This is a genomic window from Chryseosolibacter histidinae (genome assembly GCF_018598225.1).
Classification (GTDB): Bacteria; Bacteroidota; Bacteroidia; order Cytophagales; family Cyclobacteriaceae; genus Chryseosolibacter; species Chryseosolibacter histidini.
Map to the genome: position 1 here is coordinate 172,056 of NZ_JAHESF010000012.1, position 18,837 is coordinate 190,892.

Below are 18,837 nucleotides of genomic sequence, written 5' to 3' on the forward strand. Positions count from 1 at the left end.
CTTTGCAGCCCGTTCAAGTGAACGGGCTTTTTTGATGAAATTCATCCAAAAAGGAATGTAAAACCAAAGTTGCATCCGTTGCCCGCCGGCTGCATGTATTGACAGGGCATATTTTATTTTATGGCAAAAGCACAAAAAGGGCCTGAACAAAGGCCCAGGAGATCTGCCGGCACCACGGGTACTGCTCCAACCAGTAAGTCTAAAGGAACAGGCTCATCTGAAAACGAAGATGAAGACCCCATCGAAGCAGCAAAACGCCGCAAGCGTGAAGAGGAGGAAATCTCCACTGAGGCGATCCCCGTAACAGAGCTCAGAAAAAGCCTTTATGCGAAGCAGGTACCGGGCGAATTCGACTGGGATGCTTTCGAAAGCAAAGGTTTTGGAGAAGGATACTCCAAGAGCAAGCGTGAAGAGATGAACCAGATGTACTCCGGAACAGTGACCACCGTGAATACCGGTGAAGTTGTTTCAGGTACAGTAGTCGGTATCAACGACCGTGATGTTATCCTGAACATAGGATTCAAGTCTGATGGCCTCGTGCCGCTGGCTGAATTCAAAGACATGACCAATCTGAAGATCGGCGATGTGGTGGATCTGTTCATCGAAGAACGTGAAGACGCCATGGGTCAATTGGTATTGAGCCGCAGAAAAGCGAAGCTCGTGAAAGGTTGGGAATACGTACAGAAAGCCCTGGACAAGGACGAGGTTATCGAAGGTTTTGTAAAACGCAGAACCAAAGGTGGTCTCATCGTGGACGTGTTCGGAATCGAAGCGTTCTTGCCTGGCTCACAGATCGATGTGAAGCCTATCAGGGATTTCGATATCTATGTGAACAAGTCTATCGAGGTGAAGGTTGTGAAGATCAACTACACCAACGACAACGTTGTGGTATCGCACAAAGTGCTGATCGAGAAAGACCTCGAGCAGCAGAAGGCAGCCATCCTCACCAACCTCGAAAAAGGACAGGTGCTGGAAGGTGTGATCAAGAACATGACCAACTTTGGTGTGTTCATCGACCTGGGTGGCGTAGATGGTCTGCTCCACATCACCGATATCTCATGGGGCCGTATCAACCATCCGGAAGAAGTGCTGAAGCTCGACCAGACCGTGAAGGTGGTTGTGCTCGACTTCGACGGCGACAAGAAAAGGATCTCCCTGGGTATGAAGCAACTGACGCCTCATCCTTGGGATTCGTTACCTGCCGATATCCAGGTAGGTTCTAAAGTGAAAGGTAAGATCGTTAACGTAGCAGATTACGGCGCATTCCTCGAGCTGCAGTCTGGCGTTGAAGGCCTCATCCACGTGAGCGAGATGAGCTGGTCACAGCACCTGCGCAACCCTCAGGACTTCCTGAAAGTTGGCGACGAAGTGGAAGCTGTGGTGCTTACCCTCGACCGCGAAGAGCGCAAGATGTCACTCGGCATCAAACAACTCACCGAAGATCCCTGGACAAGACAGGACGTGCTCAGCAAATACGCTGTTGGCACCAAGCATAAAGGCATTGTTCGCAACCTTACCAACTTCGGTCTCTTCATCGAGCTCGAAGAAGGTATCGACGGCCTCGTGCACGTATCTGACCTCAGCTGGACGAAGAAGATCAAACATCCTTCCGAGTTCGTGAAAGTAGGAGATACCATGGAAGTTCAGGTGCTGGAGCTTGATGCGGCTAACCGCAGACTGGCCCTCAGCCACAAACACCTGGAAGAGAACCCCTGGGATACTTTCGAAGGTGTGTTCACCGTGGGATCCGTTCACAAAGGAACGATCATCAGCAAAAACGACAAAGGCGCAGTGCTCGAGTTACCTTACGGTATCGAAGGCTTTGTTTCTGCCAAGAACCTGGCGAAAGAAGATAACTCCAGGGCAGAGGTTGGCGATTCGCTCGACTTCAAAGTGCTCGAGTTCTCTAAAGACGACAGAAGGATCGTATTGTCGCACAAAGCGATGTGGTCTGTGGAAGAAGAAGTGGCAGCAGCCAAGAAGAAAGCTCCTTCCAAAGGCAAAACCATTCAGAACATCAATCAGCAGACTGAGAAGTCTACGCTCGGAGATCTTGAGGCGCTCAGCGCGCTGAAAGAGAAAATGTCTGGCGGCGGCGAATCAAAAGCTGAATAATTGTATTGAAGAAAAGAAAGGTGACTGCTTCGGTCACCTTTTCTTTTTTTATGATGTTGTAATCACCTCCGATTTTTTTAGTTTTGCGGAGTGCGATTTTTCAGGACTTTTAACCTGAAACTTTAAACTAACAACTAGCCTGGTCCCGTGGCCGAGCGGCTAGGCAGAGCTCTGCAAAAGCTTCTACAGCGGTTCGAATCCGCTCGGGACCTCAACGAAGAAAGCCGCACCGGCGATAGCCGGGCGGTTTTTTCATTTTATGACGAGGCAAGACGCTGTAGCTGTTGTGAAAAAGATTTTTTTATCGCCTGGATAAATTTTGTTTCAAAAAACGCCAGGCGTCCTGTGTTCGGGGTTTTTATTTTAGCAGTGTCACGATCAGTGTCACAAAATTGAGGAAAAATAGTTTTCCAGACCTGAAAAGAAGCGGTATGAGGCCCCTTTCTCTTTGAATTAACTTGATTTGTTCTATGGCAGGAGGGAAGCTATGAAGTTCAATGGCTTCTCCGCTATAAAGCACCCACTTACCCGTACGTTTTGGAATCAGTTGCCCTTGAAGTTCGTATACTCGAAGCGTTGGTAAAGTACGGGCTTGCGAACCCCGTGCGGGATTTACGTTTTTTCCTTTGCAATTGCTCAATCGCTGCCAGGTTACCCTGATTGGTTAGTCTTACCACGAATGGGTTGTCTGTCCCTCGAACGTCTGCTCATCCCAAAATGTCTTTTCGTAGAATGTGTAAGATCCTGATGTAACATCATAGTTATTGGGGATAGGTCCATCGTAGATATAAAGAGTCGCGTTCACGGAATATTGGTTGGTATAGCTATAATTATTGGTTCCGAACACATTGTCTGTTATCGTTGCAGTGATCCGGTTTTTGTCGGAGTGATGTTGTGTATCAATAGCGCTATACCAGATTTTACGGCATTCCATGGTTGCATAATGCAGTGTGAAGCCTTGTTGGCCAATGATTGGGTAGTAGCAATAACAATCCTGTGTTTTTGAGGCTCGTGCCTGACCGCAACCAGGAGGATCACATACAGGATTGTTTGTGTCATAGATCGGCATCAGGCTTGTGCTGAGAGAGACGGAATAATTGAAATATAAATCCCATTTATCAGGAAGGTTAATTTGTGCACTGCTACTGTAGCTGTAGGCAAGACGTCCGTTCGCCGATGCATCGGTCAAAGTCTTATGCTGGGTTGTCACGGGATTCACAATGATATTCAACTTGTCGTTAGTGGCTGCTACAGACGGGAGCATGGCTATCTTACTATTGCTTCCTCCAACAATGATCTTTGTATTTGTTTCGTTATACTGAAAAATATGGCCTGCCACCATAATGATACCATCTTTGTTCAGCAAACGATCCATCAGCGGATTTGAAAGCTTCAACCGTGTAATTGCGCCATATTCATTGAAATCGAACAAAGCTGCATGTTGGGCGACAAAAGGTGTTTGTGGGATCACAGGTTTTGTCTTGAGTCTTTTATCATCGGCTGGCAAAGATTCATACTCCTTCAGGAGATTGAGCAAGTAGTCATCCTGTTCCTTCATAGCCTTAACATAGATATCCCTCATTGAAGTGAGCCCAAGTTTGGCAGTCCATTTTGACACAGACTCGGGCTCTGATGCCTTCAGTGCTTTCATGGTTTGCTCATACAGCTGTGGTGTAGGGATGATAAGGTAGTCACCGTTGAAATCAATGCCGTCGGGTGCGACAAACTCCGGTAACACGTTCTCTGTGACAGGTGAGGTTTTAGTTGGATCTTCGCTGCAAGACAATGCAAACAGGAAAAAAGCTACAAAAAACCATGTGCTGGATTTGGCCGGTGCGCAAAATTTAAAACGCCCAATGAGTGCTTCCGAAATTAAAGATGTTTTTTTCATAATAGTTTTTTTAGGTCGATAACTGTATCTAAAAGCGAATGGAAGCGCTACTACGTAGCAGCTATGGTACAAAGTTCAGCTTAGGGCTAAGAAAAGAAATGCTTATAAAGGATGATTTTTCTTTCTGGGGCGGTGCTCCAGGTACCCAAAAGAAGTATTGCGCTATTGACCGACGGGGCTTACCTTGTGGTATGATCCAGGGTCGCAATTATCGATGATGACGACATTTTGGCCAAGGCACTGAAAAAAGAATTGCTGGGAATTTGATGAAATCGAATCGGTACCTTTTTAAAAAAAGGATGTTATTATGTGACTTTTTCAGAATTGCTCATTTTCAAATCTTGTCCTGAGTGATATTAGATTTGAGAACGTTGATTTCCGAATGAGCAAGATTCCCTTAAATCTTAAAGTAGTTTATTTTTCTAAGCTGACTTGTCGATTTTTTTTGTGTACATGAAACCTGTAAAGATTGATGAGATGTCTATAAGAAGCAATGTATTGTAGCGTCTATTATTTTGGATGATGCTTCTTGTCGAAGTATCTGTTCGGGAATTACCAGGTTGCCCCTTTATATCAAGATATTATAAAACGATAAAATCGTTGCCAGGATGATTGTAAATGAATTACCTGATCCATCTGTTAATACTTTGGTCACAAAGGAAATGGCCGGCAATACTATTATTTTGTCGAGAACGTGCAATGCGTACCATCACCCTAAACATGAAACACCCTTTTTGCTTATTGCCAATCAGATCGGGCAGGGGAATTACTGCATGAATGGCAGGCAAGTTAAAATTGGTCCCAAACATTTTTATGTCTTAAATCCTGGCGACGAACTTTCAATTGATTTTCAGAGCAGTTTGGAAAGAGAAACACTTTTGATATTGTTTTCGGAACGGCTTTTTTACGAGGCGGCCTATCATGCAAATTCAGGTGTCCAGTCGTTATTAGATGATCCCAAAGCGCTAAAGACAACTGAAGCAATTAATTTTCCTCTGGTACCGTTTAAAATGCTGAATGAAATCGCGGCTTTAAGCAGTACTATTTCGAGCGGCGAAGTTAATAGCGCAGACATCGAGCAAAAGCTCATAAATCTTACTTCTTTCTTATTTGTGAATATGACTAGCGTACAGCGATGCCTTGACGAAATGTCTGCAATGAGGCAAAGCACCAAGGAGGAGTTGTTTTCTCGTGTTCAGCTCGCTGAAGAATACATACACGACAACATAACGCGTTTGTTGACCTTGGATGAAATTGCTGATCAGGTTTGTTTGAATAAATTTCATATGACCAGGCTTTTCAAAGAAATTCACAACATCACTCCGTACCAATATTTCCAAAAAGTGCGGATCGGTAAGGCCTACGAATTGCTTCAGAACGGACACAGCGTCACGGATGCCTGCCTGATGGTTGGCTTTGAATCGCTTGGCTCATTCAGTAATCTATTCAAAAAAATTTATGGATACGCTCCCTCTTCAATGTCAGACAAGTTGGTGATTTGACGGAGTTCATTACCGTGAGGTGTCTTTAATCATCTGCCTCAGTACAGGATTTGATTTTTATTTATCTGTCGCGCATATTAAGGATGTGAACCGGACTCAAGGCTAAAATTGTCAATAATGAATAAGTGTTTTCTTCCCGGGATGTGTGTAATTGCAACCGTTACATTTTACTCCTTATGAATTCATTGTACCCGGACGTGGACTGCTTTGCAAAGGGATTTTTAAATCAAACGTTGCCAAAGGATCTTTTTGATCACCTTGGCCACGTAAAAATCGCTATCTGGCATTTGAAACGATACTCTTTTGAAGAAACCATTTGTCGTGTAAGGGCTGCAATTATCTTATTCAATCATGTAAATGGTGGCGAGAATACGGGCGAGCGTGGTTATCATGAAACAATTACAATATTTTGGCTAAAGGTTGTGCAGTCTTTCATGAAAGAGCTCCGGGAATTAACGGAGGATGAGGTCTATAATAAATTTGTTGCCACCAGACTGGCTGATCGCGACTTCATCTACAAGTTTTATGAAAAACAGTTTGTTGCCTCGGTCTACGCACGAGCGTATTATGTGGCACCTCTTGATGAATACAATCTTTTACGCTGAATTGCGGGACCCTGGGCAAAAAACAATGGTGATCGCTTGCAGTTTTTAAGATAAGGAAGTTCTAGTGTGGATTAAAACCTCAAAGACTTGTGAGCCAAATAGAAAAATATAAACGTTTGTTAGACAATGTTCGGGAGGTTGTGTCACTTAGTCAGCAAGAAATCGAAGTGTTTCTCTCGGTGGTTGAAGTACGCCTATTCAAGAAGAAAGAGTTTGTGCTTCAGAGCGGCGATCTTTGCAGGAATGAAACGTTTGTCAATAAGGGCTGCCTTAAAGTTTTCTATACTGACCTCAATGGGACACAGCACAACGTTAAGTTTGCCCCTGAAAATTGGTGGTCTTTGGATCTCGAAAGCTTTGCCACCCAGATGCCTGCCTTCTATTCCATTCAGGCAATTGAGGATTCCGAATGCTTTCAGATAAGCAAGATGCACCATGACTGGCTTTACGAGAAAGTTCCGCAATTAGAAAAGTTTGCTAAGCTGCGATATCAGAACGCATATATTATGTTGCAGCACAGGATGACCCAAAGCCTGTTCTCAACAGCCGAGCAAAAATATGATGCATTTACCAGGAAGTATCCGGGATTGGAGCTTCGCATTTCTCAAAAAGATATCGCTTCCTATCTCGGTGTGACTCCTGAGTTTCTGAGTATGATACGAAATAAGAGACAAAAGCATCGAATTCCTTAAAGTAGTTTATCTTTTTTGCTGACAGGTGTTAGTTGTTTTGTGTCAGAAAACAAAAAACGCATCTGTTATTTTCAACAACTGGCGTTTCGCTGTTATCATTGGACGCTATTCTTTGCATAATCTGATTTTGAAGCAGCATGATGGATATTAGGACCGCGCATCTTGAAGAGCTTTCGAGGGTGGGGCTCATGCTCGTCGATGTTTATTCAGGCATTGATGGATTTCCGAGGCCTGCCGATCAGCCAGTTTATTACGCAATGTTATTGAAGGTTGGAGAATTATGCGTAAAGCCGGAAGTCGAAATAGTGGTGGCAGTGAATAAAGCGGGAGGCATTGAGGGTGCGGTTGTTTACTTTGGCAATATGAGATATTACGCATCAGGTGGAACAGCTACCCAAGAACCGAATGCTTCCGGATTTCGCTTCATGGCAGTCGTAGAAAAATCTCGTGGCAAGGGGATTGGTGAGATGCTGACGCTTGAATGTATTAAGAAAGCAAGATTGAAAGGGAAAAAGACAGTGATCATTCATACCTCCGCGGCAATGATCGGAGCCTTGAAGATGTATGAGAAACTTGGTTTTAATCGAGCCGCCGATCTGGATTTAGTCCAAAACGATTTACCGGTATTCGGTTTCCGTTACTACTTGGATACATAATGATATAATACTTGAAAATGATACGCAATAAAAAGGCTAAAGCCATAATTTCCTTAAAGTAGTTTAATCTTTTTTCTTGCTGGTGGTAGTTGTTTTGTACAGGAAAAAGCAAAACAAAAAAAAGTTATGAAACATCTACTATTTTCAACAACGGGTGATTGGGCCGGTTTTATTCTTCGTATACTGCTTGGGGCAATAATGCTTCCGCATGGAGCGCAAAAATTGTTTGGGTGGTTTGGAGGTTATGGTTTTACGCCAACAATGCAATTCTTTACTGATACCCTGAAATTACCATGGATTATCGGTTTGCTGGTAATTACGCTGGAATTTTTTGGAGCCGCTGCATTGATCGCCGGATTTGCAAGTAAAGTGTGGGCGTTTGGACTGTTAGTAGTTATGGTTGGCGCAATAATCACCACAAACTACAAACACGGTCTTTTTATGAACTGGTTTGGAACCCAACAAGGAGAAGGTTATGAATATCACTTGTTGGTGATCGGAATTTGTTTAGTAATCATGCTACTGGGTAGCGGACGCCTCTCATTAGACAATTGGATAGAAAAATAGGCTTGATAATCGATCAGCATTAAACAGCAGCGCTCAGGGTTTTAAGGTTGGTCGAATGTAGCCGACCCTATATTCACGCTTTAAGTTGGCCACCCGTAAAATGTAAATTTTGAGTGGCCGACTCTGGTAAGTACGAAACAGAGATTGCATTTCATTAAAATACGCGAGTCAATTTTTTTTGTCAAGGCCAGAAAGCGTGTGTGCAATTTTCATCACGACTAGTTGTAGGGTTCCTTCTTTGGAACGCAAATCGGCATGCAAAAATCAACATTGGTAAAACTACAATGTGAGTATATATAAGCATCTCGAGGCGTAAAAGTAATTTATTAACAAATGTTATTGGCTTTCTGCCATAGCAAACTTCATTATTGCAAAGTAATAGTATGTCATTAAACATTGTTGGATCGACTGTAGCGTATCTTCAGAACTTTGGCGCTTCAGATATTGATATCGCTTTCCAAAGGCTTGGAAAATCAACGGATGTTCCTGTTTTTCTTATAATGGGAGCAGGTGCTCAGATGATCTCATGGCCGGAAGGCTTATGCAATGAACTGATGAGCAAAGGGCTTCACCTTATTCGCTTTGATAACCGGGATTCTGGACTATCGACCCATTTTTCTCATTGTCCTCTCCCGGATTTCAATGCTGCCATGGCTGGTGATTTTTCAACAGTACCATATTCCTTATCGGAAATGGCCGCTGATACTGTTGCTCTAATGGACGCCTTATGCTACGAACGTGTACACATTGTTGGAGCATCTATGGGTGGTATGATCGCACAAACCATAGCGATCGAGCACCGATCTCGTGTTAAAAGTTTAACTTCGATTATGTCGTCCACGGGGGCACAGGATGTAGGACAGACTGATTACTCTTTATTGGCAAAACTTGGAATGCCTCCTATGCACGATCGTCAGGAATATATCAAGTGGCGAATTAGATCCTTAAAAGCAACGGGCTCACCAATTTATCCCCTTAACGAAAGGCATGCTGAAGAAATTGCAGGTATAGCATGGGATCGTGATCATGACCCGACTGCGATCGTCCGTCAGGCTGTTGCTGTACTAAAATCGGGTGATCGCACGTCACGGCTTCGCAGCTTGAAAATTCCTTCACTTGTTATACATGGCGATTCGGATGTAATGGTTAATGTCAGCGGAGGAATAGCGACAGCTGCGGCGATCCCAAATGCAAAGCTGCAAATTATTGAAGGAATGGGTCACAGTTTCCCTGAACAATTGTTTACAAGGCTCGCCTCATTAATTGTTGATCATATCTTCCTTGCAGAATTGCAGGTGAAGGACTACTATTAATTGAGTGAGTTGGTGTAGGGAGCGTAGAGGGTGCTTCATTTCCCTTACCGGTAGGTCAATATAGAGAATTGAAAATGGAAAGCTATGTGCCTGCGATTACAATGAGTCGCAGGCTTTTTTTCTTGAATAATCACGTGGGCAAGCATGTAAGTCTTATCCAAAAAAAATCATTGACGGCGTTTCCCTGATAGCCCCCACGACCACTCACACAGATGGTCAGCAGCTCAGCCCCGCCCGGGGCCTTTTGAAGCCGTTAGAATACGAAAGACAGTGATAATTCCAAATCACCATTTTCAGTGATGTAGATATTTTGGATTACCCTCATCTTTTCCCTTTATACCTAATCATAAACCTGTTCACTATGAAGAAAAATCTACAAGTTACCTTGTGGGCAATAGGATTCCTTCTATTGCACTTTCAAGGTCTGGCCCAGGAAACGCCGATCACGGGACGTGTTGTCGCTGCATCTGACAACAGCTCGTTACCGGGAGTATCGGTGACCATTAAAGGGACTACCAGCGGAACTGTTACTGACTCCGACGGAAAGTTTGCGATCACGGCACGCCCTTCTGATGTATTAACGTTCAGTTTTATCGGGATGGAAACAAAGGAGGTTACGGTGGGAAGCTCGCAAACGCTTACCGTTTCCCTTAACGACGCTGTCACCAACCTCGGTGAAGTGGTCATTGCCGAGTTCGGTATTGCGCGGGCGTCACGGGCAATGGGCTCGGAAGCTCAGTCCGTAACCGGTAGAGAGATCGCCGAATCGGGTCGCGATAATTTTGCGTCTGCGCTGATGGGCCGTGTTTCCGGTCTGAACGTGATCTCCTCAGGCGGAGCTCCTGGTTCTTCCACACAGATACAGCTGCGCAGCATTACCTCCATTTCGGGTAATAACCAGCCGCTCTTCGTAGTGGATGGTGTGCCGATGAATAACTCCACTTACGATCCGTTGGCCAATGCTGGTCCCGCTACCAATTCTGTTCGCGACACAGACTACTCTTCGCGCGGCAATGATTTTAATATAGAAGATATTGAATCCATGACCGTTTTAAAAGGTCCGGCTGCCGCTGCGCTTTACGGTTCCAATGCCTCTAATGGTGCGATCATCATCACCACCAAAAAAGGAAATGGCAAAGGTGGAAAGGTGACGTACAGCAACCAGTTCAGGTGGGATAAGGCTTATGGCTATCCCGAGTTCCAAACCAAATATGGTAATGGTGCTTACGGTACCACCAATCAGTATTATACAAGCCAGTTCGGAGCTCCTTATCCCGAAGGCACTAAACTTTATGATAACATTGGTGCTGTATTGCAAACCGGTGTTACCTCCAAGCACAACCTTTCAGTGGAAGGCGGAAACGATAAGGCATCGGTGCGGGCATCGGCATCGTACCTGGGGCAAACCGGTGTGATCAAGACAACAGATTACTCCCGTTTTAACCTGTCGCTGGCAGGAAAAGCTGAAGTTAACAAATGGCTGAGCTTCGAGGCGTTCATGCAGTATACTTCCACCACCAATACCAAAGCTCCTAAAGGTGCAACCGGTGTTTTGGGAAGAGCGATGCTGTGGCCGCAGGTAGACAACATCGCCGATTACCTGGATACGGATGGCTCACATATGCGCCTGCCGGGCCTGTACACTGACACCGACTTGCTGAATCCGCTGTTCGGTTTGCATAAAAATAAGCTGTATGATGTTTCCGATCGGATCCTCTCTACGGCAACGGTGGCTATTACACCTTTTGAAAATTCATTTGTGCGGGCGCAGTTGGGATGGGACGTGGGCGTAGCAACTTATGAGATTTCAACACACCCGTATTTCGCCAATAATAACAATGGCAGCGGTGCCTATAACATTACTAAAAACAACTTCTCAGATCCCACGGTGAACATACTGGCGGGCTACAGCAAGCAGTTGTTCGACGACAAGTTTTCAGTGTCGGCGCAGGCAGGTTATCACCAGTTGGAAAACGGTGTTAGCAGGGTTTCGACCTATGGCTCCGATTTTCTCGTAGCTGACTTTCAGTCGATCAACAATACCGCTGTTGGCAGCCAGACTTCAACGAAGGTGACAACGAAGCGAAGGATACAGGCAGTCTCCGGACAGATTGAACTGGGTTATAACAACATAGCTTTCATTACGCTGCGTGGCCGTAACGACTGGTCGTCAACGTTGCCAAAAGCCAACAACTCGTATTTCTATCCGGCCATCGAAGGATCGCTGGTGATCTCGGACCTGGCTTTTATGCAGGCGCTCCAGCCCACCATCGGCTATTTGAAGTTGCGCGGCTCTGTTGCCCAGGTAGGTAGGGATGCAGGACCAAACGAAATTGATCCCCAGCTGATCCCTACGGCGTTGACCGGTGGAGGCTACCGCTACAACTTTGTAGGTCCTAACAAGAACCTGAAGCCGGAGATGACCACATCCAAAGAGATCGGTATTGAAACACGTTTCCTGGATGACCGGATCCATGCTGACTTTACACACTTCTGGACGCATTGTTCCGACCAGATCGTGAAAGAATTCCGTTTGAGCTACGCAACCGGTTTTGTACAGAATACATTGAACGTGGGTACTTTCGATACCTGGGGATTTGAAGGCCATATTGATGCAGACGTTATCCGGAGCGCCAGTGGTGTGACCTGGAATGTGGGCATTAATGCTTCAAAGACAAATTCAGAAGTTGTTTCCCTGCCGGCCAATGTTACGGAATATTACAATGCCTATACCTGGAACAGTGGTAACATCCGGAACGGTATCAGCATGGGACATCCTGTTACAACCATTTCAGGAAATGCCTATACACGTAATAAAGCGGGCGACATCCTGATCAATCCAACCACGGGCCTTCCTTTGGTGGATGCTACCTGGACCGTGATCGGCAATCGCGAGCCTAAGCTGAGGTTCGGCATCACAACCAACGCTACGTATAAAGCTTTCTCATTGTCTGCCGTGTTTGCAGGAAGGGCAGGCGCCACTGTGGTGAACGGCACCAAACGCCTCATGATGACACGGGGTGTGAGCTGGGAATCGGTTGACCTGAGAGAAAGAGGACCGGTGGTATTTAATGGTGTGCTCAAAGATGGCAATGAAGAGTCAGAGACGCCTACCCGCAACAATATCTCCGTTAATTATGGTTCGCAGAGTTCTGCGATCTACACCGGCGGCGATGAAGATTGGCTGGAGAAGAACGTGAACTACCTGCGCCTGCAGGAGGTGCGCTTGGGATACAGGCTGCCTTCTTCCTTGCTAAGGAGAATATCTGTTTCCAATGCGAGTGTCTATGTTACCGGTAATGACCTGTTTACCTGGACCAATTACTCGGGTATTGACGCTGTAGGTAATACCATGTCTGCAGCAGCTGGTGGAACCGGGGGCGAAGGCATTGATGTATGGGGTATACCCAATCCCCGCGGAATGTCAGTCGGGCTTAGCGTTACCTTCTAACCCTTAACATTTAAACATTCTAACAAGAATTATCATGAGAAGAAGATTATATATTATTTCAGCAGCGCTTTGGTTGCTATTGGCGCCAACAGCATGCGAAGAGTACCTGGATGTGAACAAGAATGTTGACGCACCCGCCTATGTGGATGGCTACCTCTATCTGGCCGGTATTCAGCAGGCTTACCAGGGCTTATATTATGATGTTCGTGCCACAGCGCCCCTTGCGCAAATGATGGGCACGTCAGCTACTTATTTCAACGTTTATGCTCAAAATTTCTATCCTACCGGCAGAGATGAAGGAGGGGAGCTGTGGAGGTTGACTTACTTCCTGCAAGGCATGAACCTGGAGAACCTCATCAAACAATCAGAGGCGGCAGGAGAGTGGACACTTGCCGGTATCGGTTATGCGATCAAGGCATTTTCGTGGGATCAATTGACAAAAATGCATGGCGATCTGCCGATGACCGATGCCTATGTGCCGGGTCTTTTATCGCACGATTACGATTATCAATCTGAGATCTATCCGCAGGTTCGGGCATGGGCTTACAAAGCCGTTGAATACCTTGAAAAAGAGGACCTGACCAATTACGGTACAAAGATCAGCGCCAACGATTACATCTATGGCGGCGATAAAGCCAAGTGGATCAAGTTCGCTTATGGTGTGATTGTGCGCAACCTGGCTTCGTTGTCAAATAAAACAAATTTCAACACGGCTTACGCCCAGGAGTTGATTGATGCTGCGGCCAAGTCTTTTGCGACCTCCGCTGACGATGCCACACTGCGGATTGCAGGGGGAGGAACCACTGCACCTTATTCTGAGTTCAATAATTTCTGGGGTACATTCCGTCCCAATCTTTCCTATTCGTATTTCCAGCACGAATATGCTGTGCAGGTGTTTACAGGCACAGTTCCAAAGTATGATCAGGCTACCGGAAACAAAACTCCTGTTGCAGGTAATACCTACTACCCTTACGAACTGGCGGCCAAACAAATCATCTGCGATACGGCAATCATTACCCAGGCCGGACATTATGATCCCCGGGTAGCGGTTAAGCTGGCCACTGCTGACGATCCCACTTATTCCGGTATCGACAATGCGTTTGCCGTCAAAAAGCGCAAATATCTCGGAGGAAGTTTTACAGGTACATCAGGCCCCATCGGAACAGCACCTTCATTCTATGGCAGGAATGCCAGCTCAAGCTACGCCGGCACAACACATGACGGCACAGGCCGGTGGTTATACCGCGATAATGCTCCTTATATTTTGATGACCTGCGCCGAATTAAAATTCTGCCTGGCGGAAGCCTATTGGAAAATCGGAGATAAGACAGCGGCGTTTGAAGCCTTCAAAGCAGGCGTCAAGGAAGACATCGCTTTTACCGCCAAGTATATTACGCCTGGCACAAAAGGATCCGCTACGGGAGGAGACAAGATCACCACGGCTTTATTCACTACACTGGCCAATCAATATGCGGCCGGACCGTTTGTTGACGGACTGCCAACGGGAGACTTTTCATTGTCGCACATCATGATGCAAAAGTGGGTTGCGCTTTATCCCTGGGGTGCACAGGAAGCCTGGGTGGATATGCGCAAGTATCATTACGACATCAGCTATTCGGGTGAATATCCTTCTCAGGCAAGTGGCGCGTGGACCATTAATATCCTCAATCAGAAATGGGATACAGATCCTACAAAGGTTTACAAAGGATTATACCTGGCGCCTGCCCAGGTGCAGAACCGTAAGAGCACCTACAATCTTCTCAATCAAGGTTCGCCTTGCTTCCGCATCCGTCCGAGGTACAACTCAGAGTACATGTGGAACAAACCTTCCCTGGAAATTCTGACGCCTATTTCCGGCCTGGCGGATAATTATCAGTGTTCTATACCCTGGTTTGCTTATCCTGGCGATCTTCCTACTACTAACTAATTATGGTCAAGCGCATTTTTAAATAAATGAATATGAAAATTCTAAAAAATATTGTTTGGATACTGCTGGCGGTATGCGCGTTTTCGTGCGAAGAGCATGTCATTGAATATGATGCTGCTCCTGTTTCGGGTGCTGCGGAATTCCAGCTGCATTACGTGGTGCCGGTTACGGCAGTTGCTGCCAATAACATTTACCGGGTTGAGATCAATGGAAAGGTTTACAGCAACACCAGCGCACCACTCACCACATACAATGCTATTCCCAGTGGTACAGCCAGTGCTTTTTACACTGCAGAGCCGGGTAATGTTAACATCAAGCTGTATCAGGGAACGGATGGAACAACCCTGGTGTACGATCAGAACGCTACGCTGGTAGCCGGAAAGCAGAATATCTTCGTACACAATTTCAATCAGCCACCCGTGGTGGTCGATAACGGGTTTCCATATCAAGACGCCGTAACGCTCGATACCGATACCACTTCGTATGTGAAATTTTATAATTTCCTGTATGAGACTACCAACGTACCTACTACGCTGAGGCTGCAATACCAGTACATCTTTACACGCAGCTACTTTAATGAAAAAGGCGAGCGGATCATCGTTAACAAGGATACGCTGGATGTCGGACCTCCGGTGGCTTTTGGAGAGTCTACAGGGTGGCAGCCGGTGAAGGTGTTTAAAGAGGTTTATAATGCCAGTGGTACCGCACGTTTGGATTACCTGATCCAGGTAGTGGATGCGAACGGAAATATTACAGGTCGCTTGCAGGCCAGGACCACCGGTGGCACCACACAGCCCTATGCCGACTTCTGGACTACTACCGTGGGCAGAAATGTACATCACATTTATGCCGGACTGCGTACGGCAGCCCCAGGCTCGGCGGTACGACTGTTCACAGCAAACTAAGTTCAGCTTAATACACCTGAGCTGAAATGCGAAGGCCCTCGCCGTTAATGGTGAGGGCCTTTTGTTTTGATGCCACATTGGAAGAATGCACGCAAAGGTGCTTTCGTGTGTTACTGTGTGAGATAAAATTCCCGCAAGGTCAAGTAGCGACTTTTATAATCTTCAGGGATCACGATATTATCCTTTACAAAACTGATCACCTGTACATTTCGCCGTGGGATGCCATATCGTCGTTCCTCGATTCTCACGCCCAGGATCCTCACATTTGAGGGCATGGCAGTTTTGTAGAGCTCCCGAAAATCCAGTACCAGGTTGTCGAAGTCATACATGTTCAGCTGAATGACTTCCGACACCTGGACCTTGCGGTGTATTATAAATTGCCTTATTACGTCGTAGGATATCCTGCCTACCGGATAAGTTGATCTTACTTCCCTCATCGGCGTTATATTCGCGAACCCGGGCACTAAAATAACCTTCCCGGGTTTGTAAATCGCACACGGTGTTAATTTTAATTCACTATTCTGCCAGGTTCGTCGTCCGTTGAGAATACGCGTTCGTTGTTCATCAGTTTTGTGATCATATTCAGCGTGATCTTTTGAATATCAGAATTGCTACCGATGCCCCGTGACGAACACCAATCGGTTGATGCAGTATTGATCACAATGCCGGATGAACGGCCTGGTTTAAAGACGATCCAGGTTGCAACCCCTTCCTTTCCTGCCCGCTGAACCAGGTCATAACCAACGATTTCGACTTTATAAAAAGACAACGCCTGATAATCAACTACCGGGATCCCATCCGTGAACGATGTTAAAGGTGCACCATCCAATTCATCACTGCGACAGCTCAGCACGTCGTTCCGTTTTAATTTCGTTCCTTCGAGCAACGGCGAATCGGCGATTATTTTATAACCGTCCCAACCATTGTCTTGCTTCAGTCCATATCCCGCATTCCTGAAATCAGTGCCGGTTGATGCCTGGATCGGATATCCGAGCGAAGGCTCACACCAGTTGATGGTCTTTAATTTTTCAGACTTTACAGGGTCTGCTTTTTGATCGCGATAGCAAATAAGCTGGTCTTTAGACTTATTATACCTGACCTGCCACCACATGGTGTTGCCCGAAAGGATCAATGCGTTTTTTCCTTCGTTCACAAAACGATCAAAATTCAGCCTTGCCTGCAGCGTCCAGTACTCGCTATGGCCCGTAATGATGATGAGCCTTGATTTCCTGATGTTGTTGTAGTCTTCCATGTCAAGGTCAACCACGTACCCTACGTCCTTGATATTTTCCTTCACCACCCATCGCAGAAAGGCTTCCGAATGTTTGGGCAATGAAAGCGGCCTGAGGAAAGAAACTTTTTGCGCAGCAGTGTTCTCAGTTGAATTGAATGCATACAGGCTTTTGCCGCCGGAAGAACAATATGCGTTAACAGTATTAGAAGCGTAGACGATGGTGATTTTCGGATTACGCGTTTTCACGATAAAGGGAATTTTGTTTTCCCACAAGTATACACCGCTGGGCACATCGGGTACCGCGATCTTGCAGGTGCGCTTGTACCCGAACCCGGTCTCGTAAGTTTTTTGATGGGTAACGGATTGCGGAAAAACCCGGGCAGTCCGGCTGAAGACAATTCTTTCAGACAGATCGTAAAGCTGTACATCGTGTTTCCCTGAAAGGTTGGCGTTAAGATAAAGCTCGATCGAATCGCCGGGGAACGCGGACATTTTATTGGTGTAACCATCGATGATCTCCGTTTGAAATGGCTGAAAGGAGAAAATACTCAGCAACAGGGTAAGTAAAAGCATGTTGGGATTTCAGATAATGATATCCCAAAGAAACAGGCCGCGATAAGGGCGATATTAAAGAGAAATTAATTTGGAATTAAAAGGCCCCGGAAAAACGTTTGAGTCTCTCCGGGGCCAGTTCTTGCGCCCTTGTTGGTGTTCCTCACCAACAAGCAACGGATCATTTCTTTCCAACCCTATACAACCTTCCCTGGTCAGTCACGGCATACAGGGCACCATCCGTTCCCTGGGTGATGTCGCGGAAACGTTGGTTCTCACCTGACAACAGCCTTTCTTCTCCCACCACTTTGTTGTTCTCGATCACGATGCGGCAAATGTGCATCCCGCTGAGCGCAGAAATGAACAGGTTGTTTTTCCATTCTGCCATGTCGCGGCCGTCGTGGAAGGTGATGCCGCTGGGGGAGATCACCGGATCCCAGTAGTACACCGGTTGTTCCATGCCAGCTTTTTGTTGAATGGCATCGCCGATCTTGTCGCCGCGGTATTCGATGCCGTAGGTGATGGTAGGCCATCCGTAATTTTTACCGGGCAACACCCGGTTGATCTCATCGCCACCCCGCGGGCCGAACTCCGTTTCCCACAGGTCGCCGGTGCCGGGGTGCAGTGCAATACCCTGTACGTTGCGATGGCCGTACGAATACAGTTCAGGTCTGGCTTTGGCATCGCCTGCAAATGGATTGCCTTTTGCCGGCTTGCCTTCTGTGGTGATGTGGATGATCTTGCCAAGGCCTGAGTTCAGGTCCTGTGCCTGGGGACGTGTTTCCATGTCTGACCGCTCACCCGTAGAAAGAAACAGCGTGCCGTCTTTGGCAAAAAGAACACGGCCTCCGAAGTGAAGGTTGCCTTTGTAGGCAGGCGTGGCGCGGTATATCACGGTAACGCCTTCCAGGCTCTTTTCATCGGCTGATAATTTTCCCTTGGCAACAGAGGTGAGGTTGCCGTTGTCGAGCGGCTCGGAAAACGCCCAGTATACCATGCGGTTTTTGCTGAAGTTCGGGTCGAGGCAAATGCCCAGTAACCCGCCCTGGCCTTCGCTGGCCACCGCAGGTACACCGTTGATGGCTTCACCCACCTCACCCGTAGCGGATACGATCTTCATCGTGCCGCCTTTTTCCGTTACAAGGAACTTGCCGTTGGGCATCGCGGCAATACCCCACGGCCGTTTCAGCGCAGCGGTGAGCATCTTGCCTTCATAGGGCATTTTTGTGACAACCGCCGAAATCCGCGTTTGCCCTTCAAAGGCAGGCTTATAGTCGGAGTTCGCTTTTTTTGTCTCTACAGAAGATTGTGCTTTCAATCCATTGGGCGTCAGCATCAGCGCGATGGCACCCAGTAAAACAAGAACTACTTTTTTCATCTCTTGGTAACCAGTTTAAATTCAAATTGGAAATTGATGAAAGTTACGC

General features: G+C 46.5%; 14 protein-coding genes and 1 tRNA gene. 11 read left to right on the forward strand and 4 right to left on the reverse strand.

Annotated elements, in window-relative coordinates:
* Nucleotides 1–120 precede the first annotated feature (120 nt).
* The gene (rpsA, locus tag KK083_RS14140; protein ID WP_254163899.1) at nucleotides 121–2,115 is read left to right on the forward strand and encodes a 30S ribosomal protein S1; all 1,995 of its coding nucleotides are present in this window, start codon (nucleotides 121–123) and stop codon (nucleotides 2,113–2,115) included.
* Nucleotides 2,116–2,256: 141 nt separating this feature from the next.
* Nucleotides 2,257–2,327: transfer RNA gene (locus KK083_RS14145), tRNA-Cys, on the forward strand.
* A 458-nt stretch (nucleotides 2,328–2,785) separates the two neighbouring features.
* Here KK083_RS14145 and KK083_RS14150 read toward each other — a convergent pair.
* Nucleotides 2,786–4,006, reverse strand: coding sequence for a hypothetical protein (locus KK083_RS14150; protein WP_254163900.1), 1,221 nt, complete (start codon nucleotides 4,004–4,006; stop codon nucleotides 2,786–2,788).
* Nucleotides 4,007–4,614: 608 nt separating this feature from the next.
* On the opposite strand from KK083_RS14150, the gene KK083_RS14155 reads away from it, so the two are divergent.
* The 9 genes from KK083_RS14155 (at nucleotide 4,615) to KK083_RS14195 (ending at nucleotide 15,624) form a co-directional block, all read left to right on the forward strand.
* Nucleotides 4,615–5,508, forward strand: a complete 894-nt coding sequence (locus KK083_RS14155; protein WP_254163901.1) for a helix-turn-helix domain-containing protein — start codon at nucleotides 4,615–4,617, stop codon at nucleotides 5,506–5,508.
* Between the two features lie 176 nt (nucleotides 5,509–5,684).
* A complete protein-coding gene (locus tag KK083_RS14160; RefSeq protein WP_254163902.1) occupies nucleotides 5,685–6,113 on the forward strand; it encodes a hypothetical protein in 429 nt (142 codons plus the stop codon).
* An 89-nt stretch (nucleotides 6,114–6,202) separates the two neighbouring features.
* Entirely contained in the window at nucleotides 6,203–6,805 is a 603-nt protein-coding gene (locus KK083_RS14165) for a Crp/Fnr family transcriptional regulator (protein WP_254163903.1), read from the forward strand.
* Between the two features lie 137 nt (nucleotides 6,806–6,942).
* Nucleotides 6,943–7,461, forward strand: a complete 519-nt coding sequence (locus KK083_RS14170; protein ID WP_254163904.1) for a GNAT family N-acetyltransferase — start codon at nucleotides 6,943–6,945, stop codon at nucleotides 7,459–7,461.
* 126 nt (nucleotides 7,462–7,587) lie between these two features.
* On the forward strand, nucleotides 7,588–8,028 hold the full coding sequence (locus KK083_RS14175; RefSeq protein WP_254163905.1) for a DoxX family protein: 441 nt from the start codon (nucleotides 7,588–7,590) through the stop codon (nucleotides 8,026–8,028).
* A gap of 383 nt (nucleotides 8,029–8,411) precedes the next feature.
* On the forward strand, nucleotides 8,412–9,341 hold the full coding sequence (locus tag KK083_RS14180; RefSeq protein ID WP_254163906.1) for an alpha/beta fold hydrolase: 930 nt from the start codon (nucleotides 8,412–8,414) through the stop codon (nucleotides 9,339–9,341).
* A 361-nt stretch (nucleotides 9,342–9,702) separates the two neighbouring features.
* On the forward strand, nucleotides 9,703–12,792 hold the full coding sequence (locus KK083_RS14185; RefSeq protein ID WP_254163907.1) for a SusC/RagA family TonB-linked outer membrane protein: 3,090 nt from the start codon (nucleotides 9,703–9,705) through the stop codon (nucleotides 12,790–12,792).
* Between the two features lie 34 nt (nucleotides 12,793–12,826).
* Nucleotides 12,827–14,719 carry a SusD/RagB family nutrient-binding outer membrane lipoprotein gene (locus KK083_RS14190; protein WP_254163908.1) on the forward strand — a complete coding sequence of 631 codons (1,893 nt, stop codon included), beginning with the start codon at nucleotides 12,827–12,829 and terminating at the stop codon, nucleotides 14,717–14,719.
* Nucleotides 14,720–14,751: 32 nt separating this feature from the next.
* Nucleotides 14,752–15,624, forward strand: coding sequence for a hypothetical protein (locus tag KK083_RS14195; protein ID WP_254163909.1), 873 nt, complete (start codon nucleotides 14,752–14,754; stop codon nucleotides 15,622–15,624).
* A gap of 110 nt (nucleotides 15,625–15,734) precedes the next feature.
* On the opposite strand, the gene KK083_RS14200 is transcribed toward KK083_RS14195, so the two are convergent.
* The 3 genes from KK083_RS14200 to KK083_RS14210 form a co-directional block, all read right to left on the reverse strand.
* Nucleotides 15,735–15,977, reverse strand: a complete 243-nt coding sequence (locus KK083_RS14200) for a hypothetical protein (RefSeq protein ID WP_254163910.1) — start codon at nucleotides 15,975–15,977, stop codon at nucleotides 15,735–15,737.
* Nucleotides 15,978–16,132: 155 nt separating this feature from the next.
* Nucleotides 16,133–17,431 (reverse strand): N,N-dimethylformamidase beta subunit family domain-containing protein, encoded by a 1,299-nt coding sequence (locus tag KK083_RS14205; RefSeq protein ID WP_254163911.1) that lies wholly within the window; start codon nucleotides 17,429–17,431, stop codon nucleotides 16,133–16,135.
* Nucleotides 17,432–17,591: 160 nt separating this feature from the next.
* On the reverse strand, nucleotides 17,592–18,788 hold the full coding sequence (locus tag KK083_RS14210; RefSeq protein ID WP_254163912.1) for a PQQ-dependent sugar dehydrogenase: 1,197 nt from the start codon (nucleotides 18,786–18,788) through the stop codon (nucleotides 17,592–17,594).
* Nucleotides 18,789–18,837 lie beyond the last annotated feature (49 nt).